This is a genomic window from Halomonas urmiana (assembly GCF_005780185.1).
In the GTDB taxonomy this organism is placed as follows: Bacteria; Pseudomonadota; Gammaproteobacteria; order Pseudomonadales; family Halomonadaceae; genus Halomonas; species Halomonas urmiana.
On sequence record NZ_VBUI01000093.1, the window covers coordinates 1 to 346 of the forward strand.

Sequence of the window (346 nt, forward strand, 5' to 3'; positions counted from 1 at the left end):
GCGCGATATGAAGCCGGCGACAAGAAGCTCGGCTATGCCGCCTTGTGCAAGGAACTCACCGGCTGGCGAAACAGCACTGAGACGCCGTGGCTCAAGGACGCACCCATCCATCCTCTCCAGCAGTCGCTGAAGGATCTGGAGCGTGCCTACGCCAATTTCTTTGCCAAGCGGACGGACTTCCCGCGCTTCAAGAAGAAGGGGCAGCGCGACAGCTTCCGCTATCCCGATCCGAAGCAAATCCGGCTCGACCAGGGCAACCGCCGGATCTTCCTGCCCAAGCTGGGCTGGTTGCGCTTCCGCAAGAGCCGCGAGGTGCTGGGGACGGTCAAGAACGTCACCGTCAGCC

The 346-nt window shown here is 62.4% G+C and carries 1 pseudogene; it reads left to right on the forward strand.

The annotated features are described in order from the left end of the window. Positions 1–346: pseudogene (locus FEI13_RS18895) on the forward strand (hypothetical protein); the annotation flags it as partial.